At 72.9% G+C, this 18,170-nt stretch carries 16 protein-coding genes; 14 read left to right on the forward strand and 2 right to left on the reverse strand.

The window, feature by feature from the left end; all coding sequences use genetic code 11:
* Nucleotides 1-63 precede the first annotated feature (63 nt).
* From AC3X7R_RS04430 to menD, 5 genes are all read left to right on the forward strand, one after another.
* Entirely contained in the window at nt 64-615 is a 552-nt protein-coding gene (locus AC3X7R_RS04430; protein WP_489964361.1) for an AAA family ATPase, read from the forward strand.
* 203 nt (nt 616-818) lie between these two features.
* On the forward strand, nt 819-2,564 hold the full coding sequence (locus AC3X7R_RS04435) for a M28 family metallopeptidase (RefSeq protein ID WP_489964362.1): 1,746 nt from the start codon (nt 819-821) through the stop codon (nt 2,562-2,564).
* Nucleotides 2,565-2,614: 50 nt separating this feature from the next.
* Entirely contained in the window at nt 2,615-3,658 is a 1,044-nt protein-coding gene (locus tag AC3X7R_RS04440; RefSeq protein WP_489964363.1) for an AMP-binding protein, read from the forward strand.
* The gene (locus AC3X7R_RS04445) at nt 3,655-4,623 is read left to right on the forward strand and encodes an o-succinylbenzoate synthase (protein ID WP_489964364.1); all 969 of its coding nucleotides are present in this window, start codon (nt 3,655-3,657) and stop codon (nt 4,621-4,623) included. Before AC3X7R_RS04440 ends, AC3X7R_RS04445 begins: the two co-directional genes overlap by 4 nt.
* The gene (gene menD, locus AC3X7R_RS04450) at nt 4,620-6,257 is read left to right on the forward strand and encodes a 2-succinyl-5-enolpyruvyl-6-hydroxy-3-cyclohexene-1-carboxylic-acid synthase (protein ID WP_489964365.1); all 1,638 of its coding nucleotides are present in this window, start codon (nt 4,620-4,622) and stop codon (nt 6,255-6,257) included. The genes AC3X7R_RS04445 and menD overlap by 4 nt, the downstream gene beginning before the upstream one ends.
* A 74-nt stretch (nt 6,258-6,331) precedes the next feature.
* On the opposite strand, the gene AC3X7R_RS04455 is transcribed toward menD, so the two are convergent.
* Nucleotides 6,332-7,564: a glycoside hydrolase family 16 protein gene (locus tag AC3X7R_RS04455; protein WP_489964366.1), complete on the reverse strand. Its 1,233-nt coding sequence runs from the start codon at nt 7,562-7,564 to the stop codon at nt 6,332-6,334.
* A gap of 142 nt (nt 7,565-7,706) precedes the next feature.
* Between AC3X7R_RS04455 and AC3X7R_RS04460 the strand changes: the two genes are divergently transcribed.
* Complete coding sequence (locus AC3X7R_RS04460) at nt 7,707-8,348, forward strand: MBL fold metallo-hydrolase (RefSeq protein WP_489964367.1); 642 nt, start codon at nt 7,707-7,709, stop codon at nt 8,346-8,348.
* A 27-nt stretch (nt 8,349-8,375) separates the two neighbouring features.
* On the opposite strand, the gene AC3X7R_RS04465 is transcribed toward AC3X7R_RS04460, so the two are convergent.
* A complete protein-coding gene (locus AC3X7R_RS04465) occupies nt 8,376-9,653 on the reverse strand; it encodes an isochorismate synthase (protein ID WP_489964368.1) in 1,278 nt (425 codons plus the stop codon).
* Between the two features lie 73 nt (nt 9,654-9,726).
* Here AC3X7R_RS04465 and AC3X7R_RS04470 point away from each other — a divergent pair, with 73 nt between their 5' ends.
* From AC3X7R_RS04470 to AC3X7R_RS04505, 8 genes are all read left to right on the forward strand, one after another.
* The gene (locus tag AC3X7R_RS04470; protein ID WP_489964369.1) at nt 9,727-10,416 is read left to right on the forward strand and encodes a demethylmenaquinone methyltransferase; all 690 of its coding nucleotides are present in this window, start codon (nt 9,727-9,729) and stop codon (nt 10,414-10,416) included.
* A gap of 213 nt (nt 10,417-10,629) precedes the next feature.
* Nucleotides 10,630-10,989, forward strand: coding sequence for an NADH-quinone oxidoreductase subunit A (locus AC3X7R_RS04475; RefSeq protein ID WP_489964370.1), 360 nt, complete (start codon nt 10,630-10,632; stop codon nt 10,987-10,989).
* 12 nt (nt 10,990-11,001) lie between these two features.
* Entirely contained in the window at nt 11,002-11,556 is a 555-nt protein-coding gene (locus tag AC3X7R_RS04480) for a NuoB/complex I 20 kDa subunit family protein (protein ID WP_489964371.1), read from the forward strand.
* Nucleotides 11,553-12,347, forward strand: coding sequence for an NADH-quinone oxidoreductase subunit C (locus AC3X7R_RS04485; RefSeq protein WP_489964372.1), 795 nt, complete (start codon nt 11,553-11,555; stop codon nt 12,345-12,347). The genes AC3X7R_RS04480 and AC3X7R_RS04485 overlap by 4 nt, the downstream gene beginning before the upstream one ends.
* A gap of 38 nt (nt 12,348-12,385) precedes the next feature.
* Entirely contained in the window at nt 12,386-13,708 is a 1,323-nt protein-coding gene (locus tag AC3X7R_RS04490; RefSeq protein ID WP_489965127.1) for an NADH-quinone oxidoreductase subunit D, read from the forward strand.
* Nucleotides 13,705-14,382 (forward strand): NADH-quinone oxidoreductase subunit NuoE, encoded by a 678-nt coding sequence (gene nuoE / locus AC3X7R_RS04495; protein WP_489964373.1) that lies wholly within the window; start codon nt 13,705-13,707, stop codon nt 14,380-14,382. The genes AC3X7R_RS04490 and nuoE overlap by 4 nt, the downstream gene beginning before the upstream one ends.
* Nucleotides 14,379-15,698, forward strand: a complete 1,320-nt coding sequence (gene nuoF, locus AC3X7R_RS04500; RefSeq protein WP_489964374.1) for an NADH-quinone oxidoreductase subunit NuoF — start codon at nt 14,379-14,381, stop codon at nt 15,696-15,698. The genes nuoE and nuoF overlap by 4 nt, the downstream gene beginning before the upstream one ends.
* Nucleotides 15,695-18,151 carry an NADH-quinone oxidoreductase subunit G gene (locus AC3X7R_RS04505; RefSeq protein WP_489964375.1) on the forward strand — a complete coding sequence of 819 codons (2,457 nt, stop codon included), beginning with the start codon at nt 15,695-15,697 and terminating at the stop codon, nt 18,149-18,151. Before nuoF ends, AC3X7R_RS04505 begins: the two co-directional genes overlap by 4 nt.
* Nucleotides 18,152-18,170 lie beyond the last annotated feature (19 nt).

Consider the following 18,170-nt stretch of genomic DNA (forward strand, 5'->3'; position numbering starts at 1 on the left):
GGCGCGTCGGGCACGTACGGTGTCCGCCGTGGACTTCGATCAGCCGCCGTACGCCGGGTGGAGGTGGCGGACCCCTCCGCCGTCGCGGGCGACCGCTGGCCGTTCACCGTCCCGGCGGTGGCGCAGCTGGCCCGGGACGGCCTGGACCTGACTCCCGGCGTCACCTTCCTGGTCGGCGAGAACGGGTCGGGCAAGTCCACCCTGGTGGAGGGGATCGCCGAGGCCTACGGCCTCTCCTCGGAGGGCGGCGCCACGCCTGGAGGAGAGGTGGGAGGTGGCGACCCGCCGTTCCACGAGATGAGCCACGGTGAGTCGTTCCTCGCGGTCCTGGAGTCGCGTTTCAGCTCACGCGGGTTCTACTGCCTCGATGAGCCCGAGGCAGCACTCTCCTTCTCCGCCACCCTGGGCCTGATCGCCGTGGTCCAGCGGGTCGTCGAGGCCGGTGGGCAGGTGCTCTGCGCCACCCACTCGCCCGTGCTGGCGGCGATGCCGGGCGCGCGGATCCTCGAGGTCGGGGAGTGGGGACTGCGCGAGGCCGAGTGGGCCGACCTCGACCTGGTCGGGCACTGGCGCGGGTTCCTCGCCGCCCCGGAGCGCTACCTCCGGCACCTGTGACCTCCGACCAGCGAGCTCGGCTCGCGGTCCGGACCTCGGTCGGCGCGGGGTGGTGAGGAGGGGATCGGCGACATCCTTTCCCGGGGCGTCATCGCTGTCGCTCCCTTTTCCGGCGTGACCCTTGACACCGATGTCTCGGCGCCGCTCAGATGTCTGGACGCGGTGGTCTGGTCCACCGTGCCTTTCGGGAAAGGTTGACCACCGTGAACGACCGATCGAAGCGCCTGCCGACCTGGCGTCGGCGCGCGGGGGTGGCCACCGCCGCCCTCGCCACCGTGGCCCTCACGAGCTCCGCCCTCACCGCCCCGGCCACCGCCGGAGCGGACCGGGACCGAGCCTCCGCCCAGCACCAGGCCCAGAAGCCCGGCAAGGACAAGGGCACGCAGCACGGCAAGCACAAGCCGGGGAAGAACAAGCCCGGCAAGCCCGGCAAGCCCGGCAAGCACAAGCCCAAGCCCGGCTCGGACAAGTCATCCCGTGCGTTGCAGAAGGCCGTCACGCTGCGCGGGGTGCGTAACCACCTGGTCGCCCTCCAGCGGATCGCCGACCAGAACGACGGCAACCGCGCCTCCGGGACGCCGGGCTACCGGGCGTCTCGCGACTACGTCGTGCGCACCCTGCGCCAGGCCGGCTACCGCCCCCAGGTGCAGAAGTTCGACTTCGCCTTCTTCCAGAAGACGGCGCCCACCACCTTCGCGCAGGTCTCGCCCACGGCGACGACGTACGTCGAGGACCAGGACTTCGCGCTCATGGACTACTCCGGCTCCGGTCAGGTGACGGCGCCGGTGCAGGCGGTCGACCTCAACCTGGGCAACCTCGCGGGCTCGACCAGCGGCTGCGAGGACTCCGACTTCGCCGGCTTCACCGCCGGCAACATCGCGCTGGTCCGCCGCGGCACCTGCCCGTTCGGCGACAAGGTGGTCAACGCCCAGGAGGCCGGCGCCGCCGGCGTCATCCTGATGAACACCGGCACCCCCGGGGCCACCGACGTGTTCGCGGGCACCCTGGGTGGCCCGGTCGGCACGGTCCCGTCGGTCGGCACCAGCTTCGCGATCGGCCAGTCCCTGGCCGAGGGAGCGACCGCGACCCTGTCGGCGAGCACCGAGTCGGAGATCCGGCCCACCTGGAACGTCGTGGCGGAGACCCGTCAGGGGCGGACCGACAACGTGGTGATGGCCGGCGCCCACCTCGACAGCGTGGTGGAGGGCCCGGGCATCAACGACAACGGCAGCGGCAGCGCCGGCCTGCTCGAGGTCGCGGTGCAGCTGGCCAAGCAGAGGACCACGCCGCGCAACCAGGTGCGCTTCGCCTGGTGGGGGGCCGAGGAGAAGGGTCTGCTCGGCGCCGAGCACTACGTGGCCGACCTGGTCGAGAACGACCCGGACACGTTGCAGGAGATCGCCCTCTACCTCAACTTCGACATGATCGGGTCGCCCAACTACGCGCTCTTCGTCTACGACGGCGACAACTCGGCCGCCTTCCCCGACGGTGCGGTCGGACCCGAGGGCTCCGACTCGATCGAGGCGCTCTTCCACGAGCACTTCGAGGACGCCGGCCTCGAGTCGGCCGAGACCGCGTTCTCCGGTCGCAGCGACTACGGGCCGTTCATCGACCAGGGGATCGCCTCCGGTGGTCTCTTCACCGGTGCTGAGGGGATCAAGACCCCCGAGCTCGCGGCCGCCTTCGGTGGGACCGCGGGGGTGGCGTTCGACGAGTGCTACCACGCCGAATGCGACGACCTGGGCAACGTCAGCGACGCGGCCCTGGACGCCAACTCCGACGCCATCGCCCACGCGGTGCACACCTACGCGCAGTCCACCTGGACGGTCAACGGCGTGGGGCCGCGGCCGCGCGGTGCGGTGCGCGGGGGTACGGCGAGCCCCCGCTCGGGTCTGACCGCTCCCTCCGACGGCGGCCGCGACCACGCGCACGACCTGCCCGCTCACTGAGCCGGGCACGGCGGCACCACCCCGGTGGGGAGGGGGATAGCGTTCGGGGAGTGAACCGGACGTCCCCCTCCCCCCTGTCGCCGTCGCCCGACCCGGGGCAGGCCGTGGGGCAGCTGGCCGAGTGGCTGGAGGCCGACGAGCCGCCCCTCCTCCAGGTGGAGACCTCCGGATCGACCGGGCGGCCCAAGCGGGTCCTCCTCTCCCGGGACGCGGTGGTCGCCTCGGCTCGGGCCAGCGCCCGTCGGCTGGGCGGTCAGGGCAGGTGGGCGCTGCTCCTGCCGTCCTCCTACGTCGCGGGCGTCCAGGTCGTCGTCCGCTCGCTGCTCGCCGGCCACCCGCCGGTCCTCGGTGGCTGGGACGACGGCGGGGTGCCGGTCTCCTACACCTCGCTGGTCCCCACCCAGCTCCACCGGATGCTCCGCGACCCCGGCGGGGCGACGGCGCTCGCCTCCCTGCGGGCGGTGCTGGTGGGAGGTGCCGGGACGGCCCCGGCGCTCCGCGCCGAGGCGGAGCGCGCCGGCATCCGGGTGGTCGCCACCTACGGTGCCTCCGAGACCGCGGGCGGGTGCGTCTACGACGGCCTGCCGCTGGACGGGGTCGCGCTCTCGCTGGGCACCGACGGACGGATCCGGCTCGGCGGGCCGACGATCTTCGAGGGCTACGCCGACGACCCGGAGCTGACCGCGCGGACCCTGGTGGACGGCTGGTACCTCACCGCCGACGCCGGCCGGCTCGACGAGGACGGCCGGCTCCAGGTCCTCGGCCGGCTCGACGACGTGGTGGTCTCCGGTGGTGTCAACGTGCCGCTGCCCGCGGTGGCCGCGCGGTTGCGCGAGCACCCCGCGGTCGACCAGGCCGAGGTGGTGGGGGTGCCGGACCCCGAGTGGGGCCACCGGGTGGTCGCCTGCGTGCTGCCCCGGGAGGCGCCGCCCGCGCTGGCGGAGCTGCGCGACTGGGTCAGCGGTCCGCACCCCCGGTCCTGGGCGCCCCGGCAGCTCGCGCTGGTGACCCGGTGGCCGCTGCTGGAGAACGGGAAGATCGACCGGCGGCGGCTCGTCGCGCTGGCCGCCGAGGCCGGGGAGGAGGATCGGTGAGGCTCCACGTCTTCGCCCTCGAGATGCGGACCAGGTTCCGCGGGATCACCGTCCGTGAGGGCGCCCTGCTGGAGGGGGAGCACGGCTGGGGGGAGTGGAGCCCCTTCCTGGAGTACCCGCCCGCCGTCGCGGAGCCGTGGCTGCGCTGCGCCCGGGAGGCCGCCGCCGGCGACTGGCCGGCCCCGGTGCGCGACCGGGTGCCGGTCAACGTGACGGTGCCGGCGGTCGGTCCGGAGCGGGCCCACGAGATCGTCCTGGCCGGCGGGTGCACCACCGCCAAGGTCAAGGTCGCCGAGCCCGGGCAGTCGCTGGCCGACGACCAGGCCCGGGTCGAGGCCGTCCGGGACGCCCTGGGGCCGGGGGGACGGGTCCGGATCGACGTCAACGGCCTGTGGAGCGTGGGGGAGGCAGTGGCTCGGATCCCGGTGCTGGACCGGGCCGCGGGCGGGCTGGAGTACGTCGAGCAGCCGTGCGCCGAGGTGGAGGAGCTCGCCGCGGTGCGCCGCCGGGTCCAGGTGCCGATCGCGGCCGACGAGTCGATCCGCCGGGCCGAGGACCCCTACCGGGTCAGGGACCTGGAGGCCGCCGACATCGCGGTGCTCAAGGTGCAGCCGCTGGGCGGGGTGCGGGCCTGCCTGCGGATCGCCGACGAGATCGGGCTCCCCGTGGTGGTCTCCTCGGCGCTGGAGAGCAGCGTGGGGATCGCGGCCGGCGTGGCCCTGGCCGCCGCCCTGCCCAGGCTCGACCACGCCTGCGGCCTGGCCACGGTCCAGCTGCTCCGCGACGACGTGGTCGCCGACCGGCTGCTGCCGGTGGCCGGGATGCTCCCGGTGCGGTCGGTCGCGGTGGACCGCGACGCGCTGGCGCGGCTGGCCCCGGGGCCTGACCGGGTGGCGCACTGGACGGCGCGGCTCGAGGCGGTGCGCGGGCTCGAGAGGTCCAGGGGCGAGGATGGTGCGTCGTGACTGAGGCAGCCGACCAGGTGAACGACTCGACCCTGCTGGCCCGTGCCGTGGTGGGCGCCCTGACGGAGGCCGGTGCCGTCGAGGCCGTCCTCTCCCCGGGGAGCCGCAACGCCCCCCTGGCCTTCGCCCTGCACGACGCGGCCACGGCCGGCCTGCTGCGCCTGCACACGCGGATCGACGAGCGCAGCGCCGGGTTCACGGCCCTGGGCATGGCCCGCTCGTCGGGTCGTCCGGTGGTGGTGGTGTGCACCTCGGGAACGGCGGTGGCCAACCTCCAGCCGGCCGTGCTGGAGGCTCGGCACAGCGGCGTCAGGCTGGTCGCGGTCACCGCGGACCGGCCGGAGCGGCTCCGCGGCACCAGCGCCAACCAGACCACCGACCAGCCGGGCCTGCTCACCGGCGCCCGGGTCCTCGACCTGGACCGCGGGGACCGCGACGGGCGCCGGGTCCGCGACCTGCTGGCCGACGCGCGACCGGGACCGGTCCACCTCAACGTGCAGCTCGACGAGCCGCTGCTGCCCGCCGACCGGTGGAGCCCCGGGCCGGTGGAGAGGCAGCCCGTGGCCGAGCACCGCTGGCGTGAGTACCAGGACCGGGCGGTGGAGATCCCGCTCGGCCCCCGCACCGTGGTGGTGGCCGGGGACGACGCGGGGCCGCCGGCCCGCCTGCTCGCGGAGCGGGGTGGCTGGCCGCTGCTGGCCGAGCCGAGCTCGGGCTCGCGCACCGGCACCCACGCGCTCCGGGGCTACCGCCTGCTCCTCGACACCGGGCTCGGGGCCGAGATCGAGCGGGTGGTGGTCCACGGGCACCCCACCCTCTCGCGTCCGGTGACCCGGCTGCTCGCCCGCGACGACGTCGAGATCTGGGACGTCGATCCCGAGGGCCTCTGGCAGCGCCGGCCCTTCCGGGTCGACCGGGCGGCGCCCGCGCTGCGGGTGGCGGCCCCCGACGAGGCGCACGCCGGCTGGCTGCGCCGCTGGCGGGAGGCCGACGACTCGGTCTCGGCCCAGCTCGACAGCCTGCTGGCCGCGGAGGCCGAGCTGACGCCGTACGAGGTGGCCGGGTCGGTGGCCCGGGCGCTGCCCCCGGGCGGCCTGCTCTGGGTGGGCGCGTCGAGCCCGATCCGCGACCTCGACCTGATGATCCCGCGGTGGCAGGTCGGGGCCCGGCGCAAGGTGCTGGCCAACCGCGGCCTGGCGGGCATCGACGGTGTGGTGAGCAGCGCGATCGGCGCCGCCCTGGTGCGGGGGCCGGCCTCCCGCAACCTGGCGCTCCTGGGCGACGTCACGTTCCTCCACGACGCCGGCGGCCTGATGCTGGGCCCGCGCGAGGAGCGCCCGGACCTCACCCTGGTCGTGGTCAACGACGACGGCGGGTCGATCTTCAGCATGCTGGAGCAGGGCGCCGAGGGCTACGCCGACCGCTTCGAGCAGCTCTTCGGCACCCCGCACGGGGTCGACCTGGCGGCCTGGTGCGCCGCCACCCGGACGCCGCACTGGCGGGTGGAGTCGCGCGCGGAGCTGGAGCACGCGCTGGCTCAGCCCGCCGGGGGCATCGAGGTGGTCGAGGCGCGGGTGCGCCGGGACAACCGCCGGGCCCTCGACGCCTCGATCCGCACGCTCCGGCCCCGCTGAACGGCCGACGCGCCGCACCCCCGAGGGGATGCGGCGCGCCGGATGCTGCTGGTCTGACCTGGGTCTGACCTGGGTCAGTTCGTCTCCCAGATCCGGATCCAGTCGACGTTCAGGTGCTGGGGGAGCTTCTTCTCGTTGCCCAGCTGGTTGAGCTCGTAGTCGGAGCTCAGCAGCGACAGGATCGGGTACTGCGGCTGACCCGAGACGCCGCGGTTGCTCCGCCAGGTCTCCTGGCCGTCGATCCGGAAGATGTACTGCGTCGGGGTCCACTCGACGGAGAAGACGTGGTACGCCTTGAACCAGTCGTCGTTCTTCTTCGCGGTGTACTGCTTGACGTTCTTGAGCCAGTTGCCGGTCTTCACCCGCTGGCCACCCTTGGCCCAGTGGTAGGTGAAGCTCGTCAGCCCCATCGAGTCCTTCGGGCCGGAGCCCTTGCCGAAGTGCTCGATGACGTCGATCTCGGCACCCGAGAGCTTCGGGTCGGTGGAGCCGACCACGTGCTGGGCGGGCTGCATCCAGAACGAGCTGTGCTGGCCCCGGGCCTTGGGGAACTTCATCCGCGCGGCCGCGATGCCGTACTTGAAGCTGTAGCTGTTCTCGGTGGAGATGTGGCCGTTGAGCCGGTAGGCGAACTTGCCGACGACCTTGCCGCCGCGCTTGGCCACGCACTTGTCGCTGCGCGCCGGGTCCTTGATCACGCTGAGCCGGACGGTGCCCTTGCCCACGCTCACGGCCTCGGGGCCGCCGCGCGAGCAGTTGCGGTTGCCCTCGGGGTTGTAGTCGGGGATCCGGTGGGTCCAGGCCGCGTCGAGCGTGCTGCCGTCGAAGCCGTCGGTGAAGTTGGGGTTGAGCCAGGCCGCGGTGCTGGCCGACGGGGAGGTCGCGTTGCCCAGCTTGACGCGGTACTCGAGCGGCTGGCCGCCGCGGCTCGCGGCCGCGAGGATCTGGGTCTTGCCGCGCTTGTCGGTCTTGCCCTTGCCGGCCTTCTTCCAGGACGAGCCGCTCTTGACCTGGAGGACGACCTTCTTGTTGCGGGCGGCCTTGCCGGGCTTGGCGCTGACCTCGACGACGGCCTTGGCCGAGTCGGGGCTGGAGGGGCGCTTGCCGTACTGCGCGATCTGCGGCAGCACGTTGATGCTGACCTTGGCCTTGCGCTGCTTCTTGCGCGCCAGCAGGTCGGCGGTGGCGGTGCTGCTGAGGTCGGTGGCGGCGGGCTTGTCAGCCGCGCTCGCCTGGGTGGAGACGAGAGCCGCGGCGGGCAGCAGCAGGGCTGCGGCGCCAGCGGCGATGAGACGACGTCCAGACATGGAGATCCTGTTCGGGCGATGGAGTGTGGTCGAGTGCCGCCCCCCTACGGCGACGACGCGCTCACGGTAACGGGTGGGACTCACATTTCTGGTCTTCTCGCCGCGCTGGCGTCGCCGGGGGACTCTTCCTAGGCTGGGCAGCGTGCGGATCACGAAGTACGGCCATGCCTGTGTCCGGGTGGAGCACCGCTCCACCACCCTGGTGCTCGACCCGGGTCTCTTCACGGAGGCGGACGCGGTCGCCGGCGCCGACGTGGTGCTGGTGACCCACGAGCATCCCGACCACCTCCACCCCGCCCACCTGCGCGCCTGTGCGGCCGAGGTGGTCACGATCGAGGCGGTCGCCGCGCGGATCCGGGAGGAGGCGCCCGACCTCGTCGACCGGCTCCGGGTGGTCGCCCCGGGCGACCTGCTGGACCTGGGGGTCCCGGTCCGGGTGGTGGGGGAGAGGCACGCCCTGATCCACGCCGACCTGCCGCTCGTGGACAACTCCGGCTTCCTGCTCGACCTCGACGGCACCCGGGTCTACCACCCCGGCGACGCGCTCACCCCGCCCGGCGAGCGGGTCGACGTGCTCCTGGCCCCGGCGAGCGCGCCGTGGCTCAAGGTGGGGGAGGCGATCGACTTCGTGCGCGCGGTCGGGGCGCCCCGCAACCTGGCGATCCACGACGCGATCTACTCCGAGACCGGGCTCGGCATCGTCGACGGCCACATGGAGCGGCTCAACGGACCCCGCGGCCTGGGCTGGACACGGCTGGCCGCCGGGGAGGACCTCGACCTCTGAGCGGTCGGCCGGGCGGTCAGCGAGCCGTCAGCCCAGCGAGTCGCGGACCGGGACGAACTTGGCCTGGGCCTCGGCGAGCTCCGCCTCGGGGTCGGAGTCGGCCACGATGCCGCAGCCGGCGAAGAGCCGGACGACGTTCCCCTCCAGGCCGGCCGAGCGCAGCGCGATGCCCCACTCCCCGTCGCCGGAGGCGTCCATCCAGCCTACCGGGCCGGCGTACCTGCCCCGGTCCATCCCCTCGATCTCGGTGATCAGCGCGGTGGCCACCGGGGTCGGCGTCCCCCCGACGGCCGCCGAGGGGTGCAGCGACTCGGCGAGCTGGAGCGAGGAGACGGTGGCGGCGTCGTGGACCACCCCGTTCACGTCGCTGGCCAGGTGCATCACGTTGGGCAGGTGCAGCACGAAGGGCGCCTCGGGCACGTTCATCGAGGAGCAGTGCGGCTCGAGTGCGTCGGCGACCGAGCGGACGGCGTACTCGTGCTCCTCCAGGTCCTTGGAGCTGCGCGCCAGGGTGGCGGCCAGGGCCAGGTCGCGGTCGTCGTCGCCGGTGCGGCGGATGGTGCCGGCCAGCACCCGGGAGGTGACCAGGCCGCGCTCGCGGCGCAGCAGCATCTCGGGGGTGGCGCCGAAGAACCCGTCGACGTGGAAGGTCCAGCACATCGGGTACTGCTCCGCGAGGCGGCTCAGCGGCCAGCGGACGTCGACCGGCTCGTCGGCGGTCGCGAGCAGGTCGCGCGCCAGCACCACCTTCTCCAGGTCGCCGCGCTGGATCCGGGCCACCGCGTCGGCGACCACCGACATCCACTGGTCGCCGTTGAGCGCGCCGTCGGCGAACTGCACCGTGCCGGGGGCCCGCGGCGGCTGCGCCGTGCCGCCGGCGAGGCGGGGGACCTCGGCGGCGCCGGCCGAGACGGTGGTGCACCAGGTGGTGGCGCCGCGCCGCCCGACGATCACCGACGGCACCACGAGCACGGAGTCGCCGGGCTCGTCGGCGAAGGCGAACGAGCCGAAGGAGACCAGGCCGGTGCCCGGCTCCTGCACGGCGTCGTCGACCTGCGCGCGGGCGACCAGCTCGGCCCACCACTTGTCGGCGTCGCGGAAGCGGGTGGCCCCGCTGGTGCGGATCCGGGCCGCGACGCCCCAGCCGACGAGGCCCTCGCCCTTGCGGAGCCAGGTGACGGGCTCGTCGTCGGGGAGCACGGCCAGCAGGTCGTCCACCTCGGAGGGGTCGAGCGCGACGGTCCGCACGACCAGTGGGCCACCGGTGGCAGGACCTGACGCAGGGGGGGCCGCGCGGTTGTTCACCCCGAGAGACTACCGCCGGGCCGGGTGGCGGCCCCCGGGGACCAGGGTGGTCCCGGCTGCGTAGGCTCCACCCGTGGCCCGTGCAGAACTCGACAAGCAGCCCTTGGACGTCCAGCGGATGTTCGACGCCGTCGCGCGTCGCTACGACGTGACCAACGACGTCCTCTCCCTCGGCCAGGACCGGCGGTGGCGCCGCGAGGTCCTCGCCGCGGTCGCGCCGCAGCCCGGCGAGCGGGTCCTGGACCTGGCGGCCGGCACCGGCACCTCGAGCGTGCCGTTCGCGGAGGCCGGGGCCACCGTGGTGCCCTGCGACTTCTCCCTCGGCATGCTCCGGGTCGGGAAGCGGGCCAGGCCCCACCTGCCCTTCACCGCCGGGGACGGCACCAGGCTCCCCTTCGCGGACGCCTCCTTCGACGCCGTGACGATCTCCTTCGGCCTGCGCAACATCGTGGACCCGCTGGCCGGCCTGCGCGAGCTGCGGCGGGTCACCCGGCCGGGCGGACGCCTGGTGGTCTGCGAGTTCAGCCACCCGACCTGGGCGCCGCTGCGCACGGTCTACCTGGAGTACCTGATGAAGGCGCTGCCGGCGATCTCGCGGGCCGTCTCCTCCAGCCCGGACGCCTACGTCTACCTCGCCGAGTCGATCCGGGCCTGGCCCGACCAGGCGGGCCTCGCCGAGCTGGTCGGCCGGGCCGACTGGCAGGGCGCCGAGTGGCGCAACCTCAGCGGCGGCATCGTGGCGCTGCACCGCGCCACCGCCTGAGGAGCGCCGTACGGCCGGGCAATTACGCAAGGCCGACAGGTGGAAAATCCCCTGGTCAGTGGTGGGATCGCCGGGCGGCACCCCCGGCGTGACGTGCGCCGCACAGACACCTAGACTGGCTGCCGCGGCCATTCGTGAAGCCTTTCACAATCGCACGACTGTGACTCGGGTCTCCTCATGTGGTCGTGCCAAGAGAAGGAGTGCGCAGGGGTAATGGAGCTCTACACGCCAGTTCTGTTCCTGGCCGCGATCGCGGCCGGGTTCGCCGTCCTGTCGATCGGGTTGAGCTCGGTCCTCGGGCCCAAGCGCTACAACCGGGTCAAGGTCGACTCCTACGAGTGCGGCATCGAGCCGACGCCCCAGCCGGTGGGCGGGGGCCGCTTCCCGGTGAAGTACTACACGATCGCGATGACCTTCATCGTCTTCGACGTCGAGATCATGTTCCTCGTGCCGTGGGCGGTCTACTTCGACCAGCTGAGCTGGTTCGGCCTGGCGGCCGTCGCGCTCTTCCTGCTCAACGTGACCATCGTCTACGCCTACGAGTGGCGTCGCGGCGGACTGGACTGGGACTGAGGACCAACTGACATGAGTATCGAGGACAAGCTCCCGAGCGGGGTCATGCTCACCACGGTCGAGGGACTGGCCGGGTGGATGCGCAAGTCGTCGTTCTGGCCGGCCACCTTCGGCCTGGCCTGCTGCGCCATCGAGATGATGACCAGCGGCGGACCCAAGTACGACCTGGGCCGGTTCGGCATGGAGGTCTTCCGGGCCAGCCCGCGCCAGGCCGACCTGATGATCGTCGCCGGCCGGGTGAGCCAGAAGATGGCGCCGGTGCTGCGGCAGATCTACGACCAGATGCCCGAGCCCAAGTGGGTCCTGGCGATGGGCGTCTGCGCGAGCTCCGGCGGCATGTTCAACAACTACGCGATCGTCCAGGGCGTCGACCACGTGGTGCCGGTCGACATGTACCTGCCCGGCTGCCCGCCGCGTCCGGAGATGCTGATCGACGCGATCCTCAAGCTCCAGGACCAGGTGCAGCACACCAAGATGGGTGCCCACCGCCTCGCCGAGATCGAGGAGCGGGAGAACGCCGCCCTGCGTGCCCTGCCGACCTCCCAGATGCGGGGGCTGCTGCGATGAGCGACGACAAGAAGAAGGAGTTCGGCTCCGCGGAGAACGTGCAGGTCACCCGGGACACCCCGGAGACCCGCGCCCGCGAGGACGAGGTCCGCGCCTCCGGCGAGGGCGGCGACCTGCTGCCCCCCGGCGCGACGGAGGAGCGTGCGGTCGGCGTGCGCCACGGCATGTTCGGGACCGCCGGCACCGGTGACACCAGCGGCTTCGGCGGCCTGGTCGCCCCCACCGTCTTCCCCGGCGCCACCCAGCGCCCCTTCGGCGGCTGGTTCGACGAGGTGGCCGACGTGCTGGCCCAGCGGCTGGCCGACGGTGGCCTCGAGCACGCGACCGAGCGGGTGGTCGTCCACCGCGGCGAGATCACCTTCCACGTCCGCCGCGAGGACCTGCCCACCGTGGCCCAGCTCCTCCGCGACGACGAGCGCCTGCGCTTCGAGCTCCTCTCCTCGGTCTCCGGGGTGCACTACCCCGAGGACGCCGGCCGCGAGCTGCACGTCGTCTACCACCTGCTCTCGATGACCCACAACCGCCGCGTGCGGCTGGAGGTCTCGGTGCCCGACGCCGACCCGCACCTGCCCTCGGTCGTCGGGATCTACCCGACCGCCGACTGGCAGGAGCGCGAGACCTGGGACATGTTCGGGATCGTCTTCGACGGCCACCCCGCGCTGACCCGCATCCTCATGCCCGACGACTGGCCGGGCCACCCCCAGCGCAAGGACTACCCCCTGGGGGGCATCCCGGTGGAATACAAGGGTGGGTCCGTCCCGCCGCCGGACCAGCGGAGGTCCTACAACTGATGGCAACCACAGACCACAACGACCTCTCCGCCCAGGACATGTATGCCCAGGGCTCGGAGACCAGCCAGGGGCGCGTCTTCACCGTCACCGGCCAGGACTGGGACACGATCTCGGAGGGCCTCGGCGAGGGTGTCGAGGAGCGGATCGTCGTCAACATGGGCCCGCAGCACCCGTCGACCCACGGCGTGCTCCGGCTGATCCTCGAGCTCGAGGGCGAGACGGTGACCGAGGCCCGCTGCGGCGTCGGCTACCTGCACACCGGCATCGAGAAGAACATGGAGTACCGCTCCTGGGTCCAGGGCGTCACGTTCTGCACCCGGATGGACTACCTCTCCCCGTTCTACAACGAGGCGACCTACTGCTTCGGGGTCGAGCGGCTGCTCGACATCGAGGACCAGATCCCCGAGAAGGCCCAGGTCATGCGGGTCCTGCTCATGGAGCTCAACCGCATCTCCTCGCACCTGGTCGCGGTCGCCACCGGCGGCATGGAGATCGGCGCGCTGACGGTGATGACCATCGGTTTCCGCGAGCGCGAGCTCGTGCTCGACCTCTTCGAGACGATCACCGGTCTTCGGATGAACCACGCGTTCATCCGGCCCGGCGGTGTCGCGCAGGACCTCCCCGCCGGAGCGCTCGACGACATCCGCGCCTTCATCGCCCTGATGAAGAAGCGCCTCCCCGAGTACGCCGCCTTCTGCAACGCCAACCCCATCTTCCGGGGGCGGCTGGAGGGCGTGGGCGAGCTCGACCTCGCCGGCTGCCTGGCGCTCGGCATCACCGGACCGCCGCTGCGCGCCACCGGCTACGCCTGGGACCTGCGCAAGACCCAGCCCTACTCCGGCTACGAGGACTACGACTTCGACGTCCAGACCTGGGACACCCAGGACTCCTACGGCCGGTTCCGGGTGCGGCTCAACGAGATGTGGGAGTCCCTGCGGATCGTGGAGCAGTGCGCCGACCGGCTGGCCAAGCTCGACGGCGCCCCGGTGATGGTGGGCGACCGCAAGATCGCCTGGCCGAGCCAGCTGGCGATCGGCAGCGACGGCATGGGCAACAGCCTCGACCACATCCGGCACATCATGGGCGAGTCGATGGAGGCCCTCATCCACCACTTCAAGCTGGTCACCGAGGGCTTCCGGGTCCCGCCGGGCCAGGCCTACGTGCCGGTGGAGAGCCCCCGCGGCGAGCTCGGGGCCCACGTGGTCTCCGACGGCGGCACCCGGCCCTTCCGGGCGCACTTCCGCGACCCGTCGTTCGTCAACCTGCAAGGCACCAGCGTGATGTCCGAGGGCGGCATGGTCTCGGACGTGATCGTGGCGATCGCCTCGATCGACCCCGTGATGGGAGGAGTGGACCGATGACGGAGCCGATCGACCCGAGGACGACCGCCGAGCTGCGCGAGATCGCGGCCCGCTACCCGCAGCCCCGCTCGGGCCTGCTCCCGATGCTCCACCTGGTCCAGTCGGCCCAGGGGAGGATCACCCCCGAGGGCATCGAGGCGTGCGCCGAGGTGCTCGGCATCACCGCCGCGGAGGTCAGCGGGGTGGCCACCTTCTACACGATGTACAAGCGTCGGCCGGTCGGCGACTACCACGTCGGGGTCTGCACCAACACGCTCTGCGCGGTGATGGGCGGCGACCAGATCCTCGAGCGGCTCAAGGACCACCTCGACGTCGGCAACGACGAGACCGCCGCGCGGCGCGACGGCGACACCGCCACGGTCTCGCTGGAGCACATCGAGTGCAACGCCGCGTGCGACTTCGCCCCGGTGATGACGGTCAACTGGGAGTTCATGGACAACCAGACCCCCGAGTCGGCCGTCGAGCTGGTCGACGACCTGCGCGCCGGCCGTGAGGTGCACTCCACCCGGGGCCCGAGGATCTGCACCTGGCGCGAGGCCGAGCGGGTCCTCGCCGGGTTCAACGACGGTCTCGCGGACGAGGGCCCGTCGGCCGGGCCGGCCTCCCTGGTGGGCCGCGAGCTCGCCCGGGAGAACGGCTGGACCGCTCCCGAAGTGAAGGCGGACGAGAAGTGAGCGACCCCATCGACACCCTGACCCCGGTCCTGACCGCCAACTGGGGCGACGAGCGGTCCTGGACCCTGGAGGCGTACGAGGGCCAGGGCGGCTACGGCGCGCTCTCCAAGGCGCTGGCCATGGCCCCCGACGAGATCATCGGCGTGGTCAAGGACTCCGGGCTCCGCGGCCGCGGCGGCGCGGGCTTCCCCACCGGGATGAAGTGGGGCTTCATCCCGCAGGACAACCCGAAGCCCAAGTACCTCGTGGTCAACGCCGACGAGTCCGAGCCGGGCACCTGCAAGGACATCCCGCTGATGATGGCCAGCCCGCACACGCTGATCGAGGGCGTGATCATCAGCGCCTACGCGATCCGCGCCAACCACGCGTTCATCTACGTGCGCGGCGAGGTGCTCCACGTGATCCGGCGGCTCCAGCGGGCCGTGCAGGAGGCCTACCTCGCCGGCCACCTGGGCAAGGACATCCAGGGCTCCGGCTACGACCTCGACCTGGTGGTGCACGCCGGCGCGGGCGCCTACATCTGCGGCGAGGAGACCGCCCTCCTGGACTCGCTGGAGGGTCGCCGGGGCCAGCCCCGGCTGCGGCCCCCGTTCCCCGCGGTGGCCGGGCTCTACGCCAGCCCCACGGTGATCAACAACGTCGAGTCGATCGCCTCGGTGCCCAGCATCGTGGCCAACGGCCCGGAGTGGTTCTCCTCGATGGGCACCGAGCGCTCCAAGGGCTTCGGCATCTTCAGCCTGTCGGGCCACGTGGCCCGCCCCGGCCAGTACGAGGCTCCGCTGGGCATCACGCTGCGCCGGCTCATCGAGATGGCCGGGGGCATGCGCCACGGCAACGCACTCAAGTTCTGGACCCCGGGCGGCTCCTCCACGCCGCTGCTGACCGACGAGCACCTCGACGTCCCGCTGGACTTCGAGGGCGTGGGCAGCGCCGGCTCGATGCTCGGCACCCGTGCCCTCCAGGTCTTCGACGAGACCGTCTGCGTGGTCCGCGCCACGCTGCGGTGGCTGGAGTTCTACAAGCACGAGTCCTGCGGCAAGTGCACGCCGTGCCGCGAGGGCACCTGGTGGCTGGTGCAGGTCCTGGCCCGGCTCGAGAAGGGCCAGGGCACCGAGGCCGACCTCGACCAGCTGCTCGACCAGTGCGACAACATCCTCGGCCGCTCGTTCTGCGCGCTGGCCGACGGCGCCGTCAGCCCGGTCCAGTCCTCGATCCAGTACTTCCGGGACGAGTACGTCGCCCACCTCACCCACGGTGGATGCCCGTTCGACCCCGCTGCCTCCACCCTCTTCGCACCCGCAGGAGCGCACGCATGACCCAGGTCTCCACCGAGCTGGTCAACCTCACCATCGACGGCGTCGCCGTCAGCGTCCCGCCCGGCACCCTGGTGATCCGCGCCGCGGAGCAGATCGGCGTCCAGATCCCCAGGTTCTGCGACCACCCGCTCCTCGCCCCGGCCGGCGCCTGCCGCCAGTGCCTGGTCGAGGTCGCCATGCCCGGACCCGACGGCTCGATGCGTCAGATGCAGGGCCCTCCCGGCCGGATGAAGCCGCAGGCCTCCTGCACCCTCCCCGTCGCCGAGGGGATGGAGGTGCGCACCCAGCTGACCTCGCCCGACATCGACAAGGCCCAGCAGGGAGTGATGGAGCAGCTGCTCATCAACCACCCCCTCGACTGCCCCGTCTGCGACAAGGGCGGCGAGTGCCCCCTGCAGAACCAGGCGATGTCCAACGGTCGCGGCGAGTCCCGCTTCTCCGCCCAGGGCGGCATCAAGCGGACCTTCCCCAAGCCGATCAACATCTCCGCCCAGGTGCTGCTCGACCGTGAGCGCTGCATCCTCTGCGCCCGGTGCACCCGCTTCTCCCAGGAGATCGCCGGCGACCCGTTCATTGCGCTCATCGAGCGTGGCGCCCTCCAGCAGGTGGGCATCTACGAGCGGGAGCCCTTCGAGAGCTACTTCTCCGGCAACACCGTGCAGATCTGCCCGGTGGGCGCGCTGACCAGCGCCGACTACCGGTTCCGCTCCCGCCCCTTCGACCTCGTCTCCGCCCCGGGCGTGGCCGAGCACGACGCCTGCGGCGCGGCCATCCGGATCGACCACCGGCGCGGCAAGGTGATGCGTCGCCTGGCCGGCAACGACCCGGAGGTCAACGAGGAGTGGATCACCGACAAGGACCGCTTCGCGTTCCACTACGCCCGCCAGGACGACCGGCTGACCTACCCGCAGGTGCGTGACCGGGTCGAGGACGGCGGCACGGGCGAGCTGCGTCCCGCCTCGTGGCCCGAGGCCTTCGCGGTCGCGGCGCGCGGACTGGCCGCGGCCGGCGGCTCCGCCGTGCTGACCGGCGGCCGCGTCACCGCCGAGGACGCCTACGCCTACGCGAAGTTCGCCCGGGTCGCGCTCGGCACCCACGACATCGACTTCCGCGCCCGCCCGCACAGTGCCGAGGAGGCCTCCTTCCTGGCCTCCCAGGTGGTGCTCACCAGCCACGAGGCCGGGGGAGTGACCTACGCCGACCTCGAGCGCGCCTCCGTCGTCGTGCTCGCCGGCCTCGAGCCCGAGGACGAGGCCGGCACGCTCTTCCTGAGGCTCCGCAAGGCGGTCAAGCGGCACGGGACCCGGGTCGTCTCGATCGCGCCCTACACCTCGCGCGGGCTGGCCAAGCTGGACGGGCGCCTGGTGCGCACCGCGCCGGGGGCCGAGGCCGAGGCGCTGCGCGACCTGGCCTCCGACGGCGAGGTCGCCCTCGACGGCGGCGGTCTCATCCTGGTGGGGGAGCGGCTCGCCGCCACCCACGGCGCCCTGACCGCGGCGGTCGAGCTGGCGCGGACCACCGGTGCCCGGCTCGCCTGGGTCCCGCGCCGTGCCGGTGACCGTGGCGCGGTCGAGGCCGGCTGCCTGCCGACCCTGCTGCCGGGCGGCCGCCCGGTGAGCGACGCGGGCGCCCGGATCGACGTCGCCACCGCCTGGGGCGTGGAGTCCCTCCCGGCGCAGGCCGGGCGCGACGGCGACGCCATCGTCGCCGGGCTCCTCTCCGGCGCGGTCGGCGGCCTGGTCGTCGGCGGCGTGGACCCCGACGACACCTCCGACCCGGCCGCCTTCCGCCAGGCGCTGGCGCAGGCCCGCTTCGTGGTGCAGCTCGAGCTGCGGGCCACCGACGTGAGCCGGCACGCCGACGTCGTCTTCCCGGTGGCCCCGGTCACCGACAAGGCGGGCACCTTCGTGACCTGGGACGGCCGGACCCGCTCCTTCGACGCGGTCTTCACCAACCCCGGCTCGCTGCCCGACCTGCGGGTGCTGGCCGGCATCGCCGAGGAGCTCGGTGCGCCGCTCGGCTTCCGCACGGTGGACGAGGTGCGCCAGGAGATGGCCGCCCTCGGCCCCTGGGACGGGGAGCGCCCCGTGCTCGAGGCGGGCAAGGCGCCCAAGCAGTCGCGCCAGAAGGCCGGCACCATGGTGCTGGCCAGCTGGAAGCAGCTGGTCGACCTGGGCTCCATGCAGGACGGCGAGGTGCACTACCGTGCCTCCGGGCGCCGCGCCGTGGCGCGCCTCTCGGCCACCGACCACGACCGGATCTTCGGGATGATCGAGGCCGGCACCCCCCGGGTGCAGGTCTCCGGTGACCGGGGCAGCGTGACGATGCCCGTCGAGGTGGCCGACCTGCCCGAGGGCGTCGTCTGGCTGCCCGCGCGCTCGTGCGGGCGCGGGGTGCTGGCGGACGTCGCCTCGCCCGGGAGCCAGGTCACCGTGAAGGGAGCAGCCGAATGAGTGCCCACCTGAGTGCGCT

Source organism: Nocardioides sp. Z22_16, from assembly GCF_058134365.1.